8 protein-coding genes are annotated in these 15,911 nt (G+C 36.9%); all 8 read left to right on the top strand.

Features of this window, described 5'->3' with window-relative positions; genetic code table 11:
- Positions 1-133 precede the first annotated feature (133 nt).
- The 8 genes from GIY83_RS09040 (at position 134) to GIY83_RS09075 (ending at position 15,894) form a co-directional block, all read left to right on the top strand.
- Complete coding sequence (locus GIY83_RS09040; protein WP_208686441.1) at positions 134-1,339, top strand: glycoside hydrolase family 88 protein; 1,206 nt, start codon at positions 134-136, stop codon at positions 1,337-1,339.
- A gap of 277 nt (positions 1,340-1,616) precedes the next feature.
- Entirely contained in the window at positions 1,617-4,397 is a 2,781-nt protein-coding gene (locus tag GIY83_RS09045) for a chondroitinase family polysaccharide lyase (RefSeq protein WP_208686443.1), read from the top strand.
- A gap of 30 nt (positions 4,398-4,427) precedes the next feature.
- The gene (gene hepC, locus GIY83_RS09050) at positions 4,428-6,410 is read left to right on the top strand and encodes a heparin-sulfate lyase HepC (protein ID WP_208686445.1); all 1,983 of its coding nucleotides are present in this window, start codon (positions 4,428-4,430) and stop codon (positions 6,408-6,410) included.
- Between the two features lie 1,187 nt (positions 6,411-7,597).
- Positions 7,598-10,747, top strand: coding sequence for a TonB-dependent receptor (locus tag GIY83_RS09055; protein WP_208686446.1), 3,150 nt, complete (start codon positions 7,598-7,600; stop codon positions 10,745-10,747).
- A 16-nt stretch (positions 10,748-10,763) separates the two neighbouring features.
- Positions 10,764-12,650: a RagB/SusD family nutrient uptake outer membrane protein gene (locus GIY83_RS09060; RefSeq protein WP_208686448.1), complete on the top strand. Its 1,887-nt coding sequence runs from the start codon at positions 10,764-10,766 to the stop codon at positions 12,648-12,650.
- Between the two features lie 230 nt (positions 12,651-12,880).
- Complete coding sequence (locus GIY83_RS09065; RefSeq protein WP_208686450.1) at positions 12,881-13,180, top strand: hypothetical protein; 300 nt, start codon at positions 12,881-12,883, stop codon at positions 13,178-13,180.
- Positions 13,181-13,310: 130 nt separating this feature from the next.
- A complete protein-coding gene (locus GIY83_RS09070) occupies positions 13,311-14,276 on the top strand; it encodes an ROK family protein (RefSeq protein ID WP_208686452.1) in 966 nt (321 codons plus the stop codon).
- Positions 14,277-14,514: 238 nt separating this feature from the next.
- Complete coding sequence (locus GIY83_RS09075; protein ID WP_208686454.1) at positions 14,515-15,894, top strand: sulfatase; 1,380 nt, start codon at positions 14,515-14,517, stop codon at positions 15,892-15,894.
- Positions 15,895-15,911 lie beyond the last annotated feature (17 nt).

The following is a 15,911-nucleotide window of genomic DNA, read 5'->3' on the forward strand; positions in this document are numbered from 1 at the left end:
TCAGTTTCAAAATTGATGTTTACACAAATTCAAAACATTTATGATAGAATTTGAAAGACCTTTTTGAACCCCTCGTTTAACTTCGCTTTATAAATATTCCATCAAACAGAATACCGATATAAACGATTAAACCATGAAAAAAACTTTCAATCTATTTCTAGTCCTCTCCGCCATTACTTTTAGCACTTTTGCAAAGCCTGTTCAAAATGATGATCCGTCTTTGCTTTGGTTTAAAAAAACAACTGAGGTAATTCATTTTCAATTAAATAAAGCGGCACAAACCTACAAACCGGGTAAAAATCCGCGTTCTGTAAATCCCGACGGAACGGTAAGGCTTGCAGGTTTAACCGACTGGACAACTGGTTTTTTCCCGGGAAGTCTTTGGTACGGATATGAACTTACAGGAGACAAAACCTTAGCCGATGAGGCTAAAAAATTTACACTCGCTTTAGATTCTATCCGAAACATAAAAAACACCCATGATGTAGGCTTTATGCTGTATTGTTCTTACGGAAATGCGTACAGAATTACCGGTGATAAAATATATCTTCCTGTTCTGGCAGATGGCGCTGCAAACCTTTACGCCCGCTTTAGCCCAACCGTGGGAACAATCCGTTCCTGGGATTTTACCTGGTGGCATTATCCTGTAATTATCGATAATATGATGAATCTCGAATATTTATATTGGAGTGCCAACCAGTTTAATAAACCTGAATATGCAAATGCCGCAAATAGTCATGCCAAAACGACCATGAAAAATCATTTTAGAAAAGATTACAGTTCGTATCACTTGGTAGATTATGATCCAAAAACAGGTAAAGTACTGCGCAAAGCAACACATCAGGGCGTTACAGATGAGTCGGCTTGGGCTCGCGGTCAGGCCTGGGGATTGTACGGATATACACTGTGTTATGCCAATACCAAAAATGAGAAATTTTTGCAACAAGCAGAACACATTGCTTCCTTTATTATGAACCATCCAAGAATGCCAAAAGATAAAATACCGGTTTGGGATTTTGATGTACACAATGCACTGGATACTGCAGAGCGTGCCCCAAGAGACGCTTCGGCTGCTGCTGTTATAGCATCTGCTCTACTCGATTTAAGCAATCAGGTAAAAGACGGAAAAAAATATGCTGATTATGCCGAAGATATTTTAAAATCATTATCATCCGATGCTTATTTGGCAAAACCGGGCGAGAATAGTTTCTTCTTATTAAAACACAGCGTTGGTGCCTTTTTATACAATTCAGAAATCGATACGCCGCTTGATTACGCCGATTATTATTATCTGGAAGCTTTAAAAAGATACGCTTCAATCAAAAAAATTGAAATCTAAATGAATTAAACACATTGCCGGTCATCGGAAAAAAATAAAAGATCCAGTTTTATTAGGTTAGGGATTTTAGAAAAAGTGACGTATTCGAATGATAAAATAGTTTGCCACAAACATTTGAATCCTAACTTCTGCTAAAGAATTCCTGACCTGAAGGCCTGATCAAAAACAGGCAATATTCTGATTTAACATTCAATTGACTTAAGAATATTGATGAAGTAATTAATAAGAATACCGCAATAATAAAATTTTAATAATTAATCTATTAAAAAATAATCTTATGAGCAAAAAATTACTTTTTTCAGTGGGGCTTATTGCCCTGGTTTTGAACTTTTCTTATGCTCAATTGAGCGATGTAAACGATATTAAAACAAAATATCGAAACTGGTTAACGGGTGAAAATCTCGATTACTCAAAATCGCAGGTTAATGAAAGATCCAGCAGGTTTCTTAGCAGCGGAATAGCAGCTAAAAATTTATCTGCTTACAACTTTACAAATCCTGGCCCTGTATGGAATTTTACTCTCAGCGCCGACCAAAAAGCGTATCAGGATTTGGTAGAATTAAAGCTTATCAGGCTTGTATTTTTATATCAGTTAAAAGGATCGGCTTCTGCACCAAATCCGGATTATCATAGTCCGGCGGTGCGAGACATGATTTTGACTATTTTTAATTACATGAAAGCAAAAGGGATAAGCAGTACAACCAATTTTGATTATCTGGCAATTCCCGCTACAGAAGAAGTTATTACGAGCGGTCACGGAGTCTGTTTGCGTTCTTCAGGATATGCCACAGCCATTTTTTTAATGAAAGAGGAACTGATCGTTGCAGGTGAATTTACCCATCATATGGCCGCACTTAACACACTCACGGCTTTTATAGCGCCTGAATATCCTAATTTTAATTTCACCAATCCGGGATTTAATTCTGATGTTGTTCGTTCTTCTGTTCAGCAAAGACTTTGTTATGTACTGGCTCAGGACGATACAGACAATTCAAAGCTTGCCAATATGGATTTTCTAAAAAGATTCATCGATAATGCACTAAAAATAAGCAACGGCTGGAACGATTGTATCAAGCCCGATTTTATAACCTATCATCACAGAGGCGCGTATTCTAATACTTACGGAGTCGAAGCCTTGCATCAATCTTCTATCATGAATATGATGCTAAAAAATACTGCTTATGAATTAACTACCGAAGCACAAAGCAATCTAAAAACGGCTATTTTAACCTACAGTAAATTTAGTAAAGGTTTTCAAATGCCTTTGGGCCTTGCCGGAAGATTTCCAACCAATACAGATGCCCTTAACGATTTAAGACCCGCACTGGCCTTTTTGTATGTCACAGATCCTCTTGCCAATGCAGATGCCGGAAGAGAATTTGTACGGCTTTGGGGTATTTCCACAATTGCTAATACTGCTTTACTGAGAATGAATGCCTTATCGATTACCATGGTTTATACGCCTGGCGGAGTCATGGACATACTGCAGACACTGAACACAGGTCTTACTCCGCTTCCCGAAATAACCGAAGGGCAATTTAATTTTCCCTATGCAGGATTAAGCGTGCACAAGTACAATGGATTTCAGTCCAGTGTAAAAGGAACCAGCAAACACATCTGGCATTTCGAAAATTCGGCTACAGAAAATGTTTTTGGCAGATATACTTCTGCAGGAGCATTAGAATTATTAACTACAGGAAATCCTGTAACCAGAACTTCCAATGGTTATAGTGAAAACGGTTGGGACTGGTCGCACATTCCCGGAACTTCAGTTGCCAGCCTTCCGTTAAGTGTTTTGGGAACGGGGACCATGCGTGAAATGAACGGAAAATCCTTTCTCGCACAAGGCTCTCTAGACAACAATGGTATTTTTGGTATGGATTACAAAGACTTTAATTCTGTGACGGCTATGACGGCTCAAAAATCTAATTTCTTTTTCAAAAACATTATACTTTGCCTTGCTACTAACATCAGGGACGTCAATGGTACCTATCCCATTCATACTACATTATTTCAAACCGCGCTGGCAGATGTTAATACTCCCATTTACGTGAATGGTACAGCGGCAACTGGCACCAATTTTACCCAGACACAAACAACCGGAGCATTTTGGGCCACCGATGCGATTGGGAATGGTTATGTAATTCCGTCAAACTCAAACAATACAGATCCTGTAACAGTGACTCGTTCTGTACAAAACTCGCGTAATAATACCAATACAGCGGATACTTCCGGTAATTTTACTACCGCTTATATCAATCATGGCATCGCTCCTGCCGCCGGAAAATTTCAATATGCCGTTATAATGCAGGGCGGTCAAACACAAACCCAACAGCTTGCTGACAATTTTAATTCTTATTTTAAAATTTACCATCAAAACAGTCAGGCGCATATTGTGCAGTATATTCCGAACAACATATTTGGGTATGTAATTTTTAATCCCGCAACCGTATTTACTTATGATGCCGTGGTGAGCGTAAACAAACCAGCCATTGTAATGACTCAAAAAGTTGACGCAGGATCTAAACTAAAAGTTAGCCTTACCAATCCTAATCTTTGTTTATTGACAGCAAGTGAAACCTACAAATGGAGCCAGATTAGTGGGCAGAATTCCATTTTAAACAGAGTACCGCAAGCAGATCCGGTTACGCTGACACTTAGCGGTTATTGGGAATTAGCTGCACCGCAAAACAATGTAACAACTACAATAAACGGTTCAAATACTGATGTTATCTTTACAACCATCAACGGATTAACCATACAAACTGAATTGGTAAAACAAACTTTAGGCATAAAACAAACAGAAAAACAAACAAATGAATTTCAGGTAATTGTTGCGCCAAATCCTGCACAAACAGATTTTAAGATTAGCGTAACGAGCAATGTTCCAGAAACTATTTCTGCTGTAGTATTTGACACTTTAGGAAGAAAAATAAAAACCATTAAATCAAATTATGGACAAACAATTGTTTTGGGCAGTGATTGGAGTTCAGGAATCTATTTTGCTGAAATACGTCAGGGAAAGCAGAAAAAAACAGTTAAGCTTATCAAACAATAAAAATTAAACTCTATTTACTAAATAACCACCATGATAAATTTAAAAAAAACAACAGCATTGCTTTTTATGCTATTGACGGCTTGCTTAGTTCAGGCTCAGGAAATGACTATTACCAAGGCAAGTTTCGATAATATTAATCTTGCTTATCCGGGTTTAAAAAAAGTAAAACAACTTTTTAATTCGGGTAAATACGATGCTGCGGCTAAAGAACTTTTGACCTATTACCGCAATCGTAAAAACATCAGAAATTCCGATTTTAATTTAGGTGAAGAAGCTCAGTTTAAAGGAAAAGAAATTGGAAAATCCAATCAGGAAAAAGCAGATAATGCATTACTACATCAATTTCAGCCACATAAAGGCTACGGATTTTTCGATTTTGGAAAAGACATCAACTGGGATTACTGGCCTGTAAAAGACAATGAAATTCGCTGGCAATTGCACCGTGTCACCTGGTGGACTTCTATGGGATTGGCATACCGCAGCAGTGGCGATGAGAAATATGCCAAAGAGTGGGTTTTCCAATTTCGTGATTGGGAAAAGAAAAATTACTTAGGCCGTTCCGTTGATAATGACAGTATTGCCTGGCGCCCGTTAGAAGTATCAGAGCGCATACAAAGTTTCCCGGGTGTATTCAATTTATTTATTGTATCGCCCAATTTTACACCGGCTTTTTTGATGGAGTTTTTAAACAGTTTCAATAAGCAAACCGCTTATATTCCAAAACATTACAGTAAAGAAGGCAATCATTTATTGTTTGAAGCACAGCGTGTTTTAGTCGCAGGTGCCTTTTTTCCAGAGTTTAAACAATCCCCGGAATGGCGTAAAAGCGGTATCGACGTCCTTAACCGTGAAATAAAACTGCAAGTACTTCCTGATGGTGTACAATGGGAACTTTCACCAACCTATCATGTGGGATGTATCGAAATTTTCACAAAGGCTTATAACGCTGCAAAAATGGCGGGTGTAGAAAACGAATTTCCGGAATCGTATATCAAAACAATTGAAAAAATGGTCTTCGTTACCGCCAATATATCTTTCCCTAATTACAACTATCCTATGTTTGGTGATACGTGGGTGGTCGATAAAAACGTACGAATAAAACAATTTGCAGCTTGGTCAAAAATGTTCCCTAATGACGGACTTATCGAATATTTTGCTACAGAAGGTGCATCAGGAAAACTGCCTGATTATTTATCAAATGCATTCCCCAATGGAGGACTTTATACCTTTAGAAACGGGTGGGATAATAAAGCAACCATAATGGTTTTAAAAGCCGGGCCGCCCGCAGAATTTCATGCGCAGCCTGATAACGGGACTTTTGAACTTTGGGTAAAAGGACGCAATTTCACCCCTGATACAGGATGCTATATTTACAGCGGTGATGCCGAAGTAACCAAAATGAGAAACTGGTTTCGTCAGACAAAAGTACATTCTACTTTGACCTTGAATAATGAGAATATGATCATTACCAAAGCCAGACAAAACCAATGGAAAACCAGTAAAAACCTGGATATAGTAACGTATACCAACCCTAGTTATAATGATCTTGACCATCAGCGAAGCGTTCTTTTTATCGATCAAAAATACTTTTTGATCATTGATAAAGCCATTGGTAAAGCTACAGGGAATTTAGGCGTACATTTTCAGTTAAAAGAAGACAGCAAACCCGTTTTCGACAAAGCAAATAACAAAGTTTATACTACTTATGCAGATGGAAACAACCTTTTGATCCAATCTTTAAACAGTGACAAAGTAGTTTTAAATAAAGAAGAAGGAAAAATTTCGTACTCCTATGCTAAAGAAACACCAAGACCAGCCTTTGTATTCGAAAAACCTAAAAAAGATACTGCAACGCAAAGTTTTATAAGTATCGTTTACCCTTATAATGGCAATAAAACTCCTGAAATTACTATTCAGCCCAATAGCGACAATGATTTCGAAAAAGGGAATATTAGTTTAAGCCTTATTATTGATGGTAAAAAAAGCGATGTGAAAGCCAATCTGCAGGATTAAGCATTTTAAGAATTATATTTTCTAAGACGTCTAAGAGTTATCTTAGACGTCTTTTTTTTGTTCTTATTTCACTTATCATGAAGCACAATAAAAATCAGTGATCCGTCTGCCGTTTATTTAACCATTAAGATATTAAGATGCATTAAGCTTTACTTTATTCAAGAAAATTAAGAAATCATTTAAATAATCCTTCATTGAAAAAAAGGTAGAATAAAATCCGTTTAGATCCGCTTTTTCGCTTGCGAATCCGTGTCATCCGTGTGCCATTTATTTAACCATTAAGATATTTAAGATGCATTAAGCTTTACTTTATTCAAGAAAATTAAGAAATCATTTAAATAATCCTTCATTGAAAAAAAAGGCACAAAAAAAATCCGCATAAATCCGTGTTTTCGCGAGAGCGAATCCGTCTCATCCGCGTGCCATTACGCAATCTTTTTTTATTAATTCTAAACTAATTATTCAAAATAAAAATCAATTTTAAAATTAAAATCTCATTCTTCGAACAATAAATCATTAGCTGAAATTTAAATTAATAAGTTTTATCTGAAACATTAAAATAAATCAACAAATCAATCGATAAAAATCACCTCAAAAGGCCACTATTTCGCTTAACAATTTCCTGAATTTTGCTTAACTTTTAAACCCGCTACCCTATTTCAAAATTGATTAGTAAATACGGTACTTTCCTGAGAAAAACATTTCAAAAAAACAACATAAAAACTTGATTTTCCCTTTGTTTACGGGGAACGAAAACGTTGTATTAATCAAAATCAATATCATTTTGGACGTATTCAAAACTGTCATGCGTACCCGATTTCTATATTTGTTTTAATTAAAACCAAAAAAAAACATGACTAATCCAAAAGAAACAAACCAGCTGCTACAGAATCTATTTTTATTCACCCGGCGTAAAATTCCCCAGCCCCTTTCTCAAGTTAATAAATTGTTATAATTTTCTCCACTGCATCGATTGAGTAAGTAATTTAATGAAACTATTAAAAGCGTACTTGTTGTTATTTTCAAAAATAATTGTAGAAGTTTCGCTCTGTAAATGAACGGAAACATTTAGATATATCTTTTGAAATTGCAATACAAATAGTGGCTAATTTTAAACAAGACCAAAACCAACTTAATAATATCAATAGGAATTAAGTACGAGACTTATTCCCATTTAAAACAAAATTATGAAAAGGACTATATTTTTATTAATGCTGCTTATAACTTCTATAGTTACCTATGGGCAAAATATTACAGTAAGCGGTGTAGTTACTGATGGGCAAAAACTGCCTTTACCTGGTGCGACAGTTTACGAAAAAGGAACCAAAAACAGCACCGTTACATCTATTGATGGTGACTATCAAATTAAGGTAAAACCCGATGCTATATTGGTATTTACTTTTATGGGAACAAAAACTACCGAGATCCCGGTTAAAAACAGAACCACGATCAATACAAAACTAATAGATGACACCAATAATCTTGATGAGGTAGTTGTGGTAGGTTACGGAACGAAATCAAGAAAAAATATTACCGGCGCCATATCCTCTGTAAAAGGAGAGGAAATTGCCAAAATGCCGGTACAAAACGTTGCACAGGCCCTGCAAGGACGTGTTGCCGGTATGCAGGTTACGATGTCTGACGGAACTCCGGGATCTGAACCAACACTTAGAATTCGAGGCGGAACTTCAATAACACAAAGCAACGAGCCATTGTATGTGGTCGACGGAGTGGCGCAAACTGGCGGATTGGGCTTTTTGGACCCTACAGATATCGAATCTGTAGATGTGCTAAAAGATGCTTCATCAACCTCTATTTATGGAGCGCAGGGAGCCAACGGAGTAGTTTTGGTGACAACCAAAAAAACAAAAAGCGGTAAACTAACGATTGGTTATGATACTTACGGAGGTATTAAAACAATTGCCAAAAAGCTTGATGTAATGAATCCGTATCAATATACCCAATTAATGTATGAAGGTGCTACTGATGATGTAAGACTGCAAAAATTCATAAAAAACTATGGTACCTGGGATGAATTAGCCCCTCTTTATCAAAACAGGCCCGGTATTAACTGGCAGGATGAAATATTTGGAAATGCAGTGCAGTCTCAATATCATAAGATAAGTATTAGCGCCGGTGGAAACGAAACCAAATTTAATTCATTTTATTCTGTTAATAACGATCAGGGTATTATGCTCGGAAGCGAATCTGTAAAGCATATCGCAAAATTGGCTGTAACGCATAATGTGACCGATAAACTTTCTGTGAATGCTATCGTTAATTATTCCAATCAAAAAATAACCGGATTAGATACAGGCGAAGGTGGAAATGCAAGATTAAGCATGTTACAGACTTTACTGCAATACCGACCAACAATTGGAAAAAATGGCGTAGACGAAGACCTTAAAACCCTTACCGTAGATCCGTTAGACAATCAGGATTCGCCTATATTTCAAAGTCCGTCGATTACAATCGACAGCCAAAAAAGAGAAGCCATTACAAGATCGATAAACATGAGTTTGCAGCTTCAGTATAATATTACACCTAAATTGGTTTATCGCGGATTGATAAGTTATACTGATAACAATAACAACAGTAAGTATTTTAATGATGCCAGAGGTATTCAGGCCATCAGAAGCGGCGGTGCTAATGGAGGGGTTACCAATAATATCTCTACCCGTTTAAATTATAATAATGTGCTGACTTATAGTAATACATTTTCTAAAAATCATAAATTTGATTTTACCGCAGGTCAGGAATACATTTATAATTATTCCGAAGGAATTAGCACGACTGCCAGTGCTTTTCCGGATGTAAACTTGGGTTGGGACAAACTGCAATTGGGTACCATTGCGGGCATACCGACAACATTTGCAGAAGATGATAAAATGCTGTCCTTTTTTGCAAAGACAAGTTATTCTTTCAAAAATAAATATTTGTTTGCAGCCAGTATAAGAGCTGATGGTTCTTCAAAATTTGGTTCTGATAACAGATGGGGATATTTCCCTTCAGTATCTGCAGCTTATCGAATTATTGAAGAAGATTTTATGAGAAGCGTTCCTGTATTTTCAGACCTTAAATTTCGTGTAAGTTATGGTGAGGCAGGAAATAACCGAATTGCAAATTATGCTGCGTTAGGTATTTTTAATTCAGGATCTTATCCTATTAACAATCAAACTAATATTACAGCCTATCAAAACAATATTCCGAACCCGCTTTTAAAATGGGAAGCTACTAAATCAACGAATATAGGTTTAGATTTAGGATTTTTCAAACAAAGAATCTCACTTACTACCGAGTTATACGAAAATCGTTCTAAAGATTTGCTTTACAACACCCGTGTACCGGCTAGTTCAGGATTTAAAAAACAGTTTCAGAATATTGGTGCAACATCCAACCGCGGTTTAGAATTTACCCTGAATACAATAAACATAAAAAAGGCCGACTTTAATTGGAGTACCAGTTTTAATATCGCTTTTAATAAAACAAAAGTACTGGCTTTAAGCGAAGGAGAAAATTCATTAATAACCAATAGTTACACCACTTCAAACGATTATATCCTAGAAGTAGGAAGACCAGTAGGTGTTATGTACGGATATGTTCGCGATGGTTTATATCAGGTTAGCGATTTTGATTATAATGCAACAAACAGCACTTACACGTTAAAATCAGGTGTAGTGAGTGATAATGTTGTGGTACAGCCGGGATTCATAAAATTTAAAGATATTAGTGGTCCAAACGGAAAACCAGACGGAGTAATCAATGATTTAGACAGAACTGCTATAGGAGATTCAAACCCTAAATATACAGGAGGTTTAAATAATACCTTTAGTTATAAAGGATTAGATCTTAGTATCTTTTTAGATTTCTCTGTAGGAAATGATATTTATAACGCTAACGTGCTGAACAATTCAAGACTGAATCAGGAAAACCTAAATACTTTTGCTATTTATGCCGACAGATGGACTACGATTAACGCAAGCGGACAGCGTGTAACCGATCCTGCTGAACTGACAGCCCTGAATGTTGGAAAAACCAACCCAGCCTTCAATGGTAATGCTACAGGCCGTTTGTACAGCGATATTATCGAGGATGGATCATTCCTGCGCATCAATAATATAAGTTTAGGATATACCCTGCCTAAAAAATGGCTGAGCAATACTAAAATTTCAAATCTGAGAATTTATTTTACGGCTAATAATGTGTATGTATTTACCAAATATTCAGGTTACGATCCTGAAGTAAGTGTAATTAATAGTGCTATAACCAGAGGAGTAGATTTTAGTGCTTATCCAAGAAGCAAATCGTTTCTTACAGGTTTAAATATTTCACTATAATTTAAAGTTTAAAAAAATGAAAAAATATATATTTTCCTTTAAAGCAATTACAATAGTTGGAATAACTTGCCTGCTATTACCGCTTAATTCATGTGAAAAAGAACTGGAAGTAACACCCTACTCTTACTTTACAACCGCTAATTTTTTTACTAATGCCAATGAAGCCAATATGGCGGCATTAGGTGTCTACGAGCCCATGTCGTCTCTTGATAGCTATGGCTGGAATATTTCGCTGATTTTTGATGCTGATACTGATATTGGTCAAATAAGCGGCTTAGGATCTGATGACTGGCGTACCATAGCGCATTATCAGGGAATCTCTCAAACGAATGCTTTTTACAACGTATGGAGTAAATTGTATGAAGGAATCGATAGGGCGAATGTTGTAATTGAAAGAATCCCACAAATGGATTTGTACGCAAACGGAACACAGGCCGAAAAAACTCAGCTCAACAGATACATTGGAGAAGCTAAGTTTCTGCGCGGTTTTTACTATTCAGAGCTAGTGCGTTTATGGGGCGATGTTCCCTTTAAAACAAAAAGCTCTCAGGCAGGAGATAATCTTAAGGGAGCACTTGTAGATCGTCATGAAATTTATGCTCAGATTATAAAAGACATGCAGGAAGCAGCCCTTCTTCTTCCTGAACAAATACCAACAGATGAGCGTGTTAACAAATGGGCAGCAAAATCAATGCTTGCCAGAGTAGCCATCTTCGCAGGAGGCTATTCTTTAAACGCAGACGGAACTATAAAACGTCCTGCTGATTACAAAGAATATTACAAGATTGCACAAAAAGAGATCAATGATGTTATGGCACAAAATCCATATAAATTGAACCCTTCGTATTCTAAGGTCTTTAAAAACCAGTGTCAGCATGTTTTAGAACCTACAGAAAATATTTTTCAGATTGCTTTTTACAACTCAGCCGGAGCCAGAGAAAACGGATCCTGGGTGGGTTATTTCAACGGGGCTTTAACATCAAACGGAATTTACGCTACAACAGTAGGAAGATGTATGGTGCCAAAGCCATTCTACAGCAGCTTTACAGAAGGAGACCAGCGAAGAGATTTTTCGATAGCCACTTATACAATTAATGCATTGGGGAATAAAGTAGCTCTTTTGACCACAAAACAAGACGAAAGCTGGACAGTGGCAAAATGGAACAGGGAATATCAAACCAATTCTACTCAGGAAAGACAATATACACACATCAACTGGGTAGTGATGCGTTATTCAGATTTACTGTTAATGCGTGCCGAAGTAGAAAATGAATTAAACGAAGGTCCAAATGCTATTGCGTATGATGCCATTAATCAGGTTCGAAAAAGAGCTTTTGGAGCAGATATTCAGGGAAGCAGAATTGCCATTGATTTAAATACCAAAGGAACAGGATATACAGCCGCGGCCAATGTTGTCTTTCAAATTACAGGCGGTGGCGGCAGTGATGCGGCGGCAGCTGTAGTAACACTTGCAAGTGGTGGAATTGGGACAATCGGAATGTTACGTTCGGGCGACGGTTATACAACCGCACCAACTGTAACCATTACAAGTACAGACGGAAAAGGTTCAGGTGCAGCAGCAACTGCCAGACTTTTACCAAAACCAACAGCTGCACAAATAAATTTACCAACAGGACTTAGTAAAGAAAATTTCCTTAAAGCCCTTCAACAAGAAAGAGCCTGGGAACTTTCAGGGGAAGGTATGCGCAGAGCCGATTTGATAAGATGGGGAATTTTGGGAGATAAATTAACCGAAACAAGTGTTGCAGTAAAAGCTATAAGATCTACATACTTCTACCCTGCTATCAACAATTTTGTGGCCGGGAAACATGAATTATATCCGTTTCCGCAAAACGAAACCGATGTGAATAAAAGTATTACACGTCAAAATCCGAAGTATTAAATCTCTTAATATAATTTTCAACACATAGAATCATAGTTTATTTTGGCTGAAAAGCAGGCGTTTCACTCATTTGCAACAAACATAGATAAGCATGTGTAAAGAAACGAGTTTCTTTTTAATATCCTTTTTTACAAATAAAAACTATGTTTCTATGTGTTTAATAAAATATTCATTTTATAAATTTAAAGTAAATTATAAAAAAGATAGTATTAGTATACAGCTTGATCCTAATGGTTAGTGTAACACTGGCTCAGGATAAACCAAAAGACATGAAAGTATTAAGAGATTCTATCTTTACAGTCATGAAAATAAGCAAAGTAAACAGACAAAAAATGCACGATTTAATTGCCGAAAATGACAAAGGTCAAAAAGCGATTAAAGACGATCCGGCACTTTTTTATGATCAGAGACAAGAGAAACTAGAAGCCTGGAAAAAAGAAATAACAACCAAAGAAAAAGCAATTCTAACACCGGAACAATTTCAAATATGGAGAGATTTTGGAAAATCTTTAAATAAACCTAAATCATAATACCGTTAGAACATAAATAAAAGGATTATTTTTTTTAGAAAATTAATCATTTTTTGGACATTAATGCAGAACTTGCCGTTCTGCATTAATTGTTTCCGGGAGAAGATAAAATAATAGTAAAATTAGCATTATGAATACCATAAACGATACACCAATATCACAATCATACGCAATCGGGATAGATATTGGCGGCACTTCACTGAAATGCGGCGTTGTCAGCGAACTTGGAGAAATCTTGTTTTCATTTATAGTTTCCCTTAAAGAAGCAAAAACCGAAGAAGAGATAATAAACTTAATTGTTAAGGTGATTACGCAATGCACAGATGAATTAAACGAACCTATTGTAGGCATTGGTATTGGTTTTCCGGGTTTAATCGAAAATGATGTAATTGTGGGTGGTGGCGTTAATCTTCCCGGTTTTGAACAATTGCCATTAGGAAAAATTCTAAATGACCTGTCAGGACATAATGTAGTAATTGATAATGACGCCAACTTAATGGGACTTGCCGAAGTAATCTATGGCGCGGCAAAAGACAGTGAAGATGCTATATTCCTAACGATTGGCACAGGAATTGGCGGTGCGATCATGATCAATAAAAAACTTTTTGGCGGTTACCACAATCGTGGCGCCGAATTAGGACACACCGTAATTCAGTACAATGGAATTCAATGTGCCTGTGGCGGACGCGGCTGTTTAGAAACATACGCTTCTGTTACCGCATTAATAGCATACTACAAATCTCAAAATAAAACAGCCAAAGAACATATCGACGGAAAAACCATTATCAAAAAGTATCTTGCCGGCGAAGACCATGCAGTAAATGCAATGGAACATCACTTTGATTATTTAGCAGCCGGAATCGTTAATTGCGTGAACATTTTTAGTCCGCAGAAAGTCATAATTGGCGGTGGAATCAGCGAAGCAGGTCAGTTTTATATTGATGAATTGACAAAAAGAGTTAAAAAGACCGCAATTCCGGTTTCTTTCTCCAATACAAAAATTGTAGCGGCTAGTTTAGGCAACCAAGCCGGTTTATTAGGTGCTTGCGCCAATGCTTTCCAGAAATTTAAAAAGACGGAATACGCGAAATTGTAAAATCTCCCAATCCCGATGGTTATCGGGATTGGGAGATAAAAAAACCTGCATAAAAAAAACTTCGCGCCCCTTGCGTAACTCTTCGCGAAATCCCCACAAATTCAAAGAATTAAAGGTTTTTAGATAAATTTAATATCATTTTACACAAATTCAAAACCGTATAAGCACATTGATTACTAAATTCGTTTTGCATTTATGAGTGTATAAATCAAAAACCAATCTATTAAAACAGGTCGATATGATCATTCAAAAAAACATATATTTTATATGGCTTTTCGTGGTATTGCATATTCCGTTTTTAAGTAATTCGCAAACCGCTGAACGCCCCAATATTCTGATCATCATGACCGATCAGCAGACTGCTGATGCAATGAGTATTGCAGGAAACAAAAACCTGCATACACCTGCAATGGATAAACTGGCACAAAACGGAGTCAGGTTTACCAAAGCGTATTGCGCACAACCCTTGTGTACTCCTTCCCGCTCCGCTATAATGAGCGGAAAAATGCCTTTCGAAAATGGTTTTATTGGAAACGCTCCAGAAAAGGACGGTCAATGGCCGGATGATCTGTTGATGATGGGGAAAATTTTCCAAAACGGAGGTTATAAAACCGGTTATGTAGGCAAATGGCACTTACCCGTTCCCACTTCCAAAAAAAGCCAGCATGGTTTTGAATATATCGAAAATACCGCCTTTCAGGATTATAATGATGCTGCGACACCGTCTTTCTGTGCTCGCTTTATCAAAGAGAATAAAAACACCCCTTTTTTATTGGTCGCCTCCTTTTTGAATCCACATGATATTTGCGAATGGGCACGCGGAGAAGATTTAAAAATGGATGTATTAGAAAATGCACCACCTGCAGATCAATGTCCGACCTTGCCTGCCAACTGGAAAATCCCGGAATACGAACCTAAAATTGTACGCGAACAGCAAAAAGTAAGTTTCAGAACCTATCCCACCGTCAACTGGACTCCGGATCAATGGCGCCAATACCGCTGGGCCTATAATCGTCTGGTAGAAAAAGTAGACGGTTATATCGAAATGGTTTTGGCTTCTTTAAAGAAATACAATATCGAAAAAAATACCATCATTATTTTTACAGCAGATCACGGTGACGGATACGCAGGTCACAGTTGGAATCAGAAACAAATATTATACGAAGAATCAGCCAAAATACCTTTTATCATATCTAAAATAGGCGAATGGAAACCACGCACAGATGATTTGTTAGTTTGTAATGGTACCGATATTATCCCTACAATCTGCGGATTTACAGCAATCCCAAAACCAAATTATTTAAAAGGAATTGACATTAGTAAAAAAATAGAAAATCCCGCCCTAAAATTACGTGATACATTGGTAATCGAAACCGATTTTGCAGATAACGAAGAGCTTCTAAACATTAGCGGACGTGCCGTAATTACTCAAGATTATAAATATATCGTATACAACAAGGGAGATTTAAAAGAACAGCTCTTCAATCTATCGACAGATCCGGGCGAGATCACGAATCTGGCCGTAAATAAAGCCTATAAAAAAGAATTAACTGCTATGCGCCGCTATCTTAAAAAGTGGTGTAAAACAAATGGAGATTCTTTTGAATCAGGATTATAATTGGGCTAACGAAATGA

The organism is Flavobacterium sp. SLB02 (assembly GCF_009664855.1).
Taxonomy (GTDB): Bacteria; Bacteroidota; Bacteroidia; order Flavobacteriales; family Flavobacteriaceae; genus Flavobacterium.

Excerpts from the sequence above, each read along its gene's own strand:
- GIY83_RS09040 (WP_208686441.1), top strand. The coding sequence starts at position 134 with ATGAAAAAAACTTTCAATCTATTTCTAGTCCTCTCCGCCATTACTTTT.
- GIY83_RS09045 (WP_208686443.1), top strand. The coding sequence starts at position 1,617 with ATGAGCAAAAAATTACTTTTTTCAGTGGGGCTTATTGCCCTGGTTTTG.
- hepC (WP_208686445.1), top strand. The coding sequence starts at position 4,428 with ATGATAAATTTAAAAAAAACAACAGCATTGCTTTTTATGCTATTGACG.
- GIY83_RS09055 (WP_208686446.1), top strand. The coding sequence starts at position 7,598 with ATGAAAAGGACTATATTTTTATTAATGCTGCTTATAACTTCTATAGTT.
- GIY83_RS09060 (WP_208686448.1), top strand. The coding sequence starts at position 10,764 with ATGAAAAAATATATATTTTCCTTTAAAGCAATTACAATAGTTGGAATA.
- GIY83_RS09065 (WP_208686450.1), top strand. The coding sequence starts at position 12,881 with ATGGTTAGTGTAACACTGGCTCAGGATAAACCAAAAGACATGAAAGTA.
- GIY83_RS09070 (WP_208686452.1), top strand. The coding sequence starts at position 13,311 with ATGAATACCATAAACGATACACCAATATCACAATCATACGCAATCGGG.
- GIY83_RS09075 (WP_208686454.1), top strand. The coding sequence starts at position 14,515 with ATGATCATTCAAAAAAACATATATTTTATATGGCTTTTCGTGGTATTG.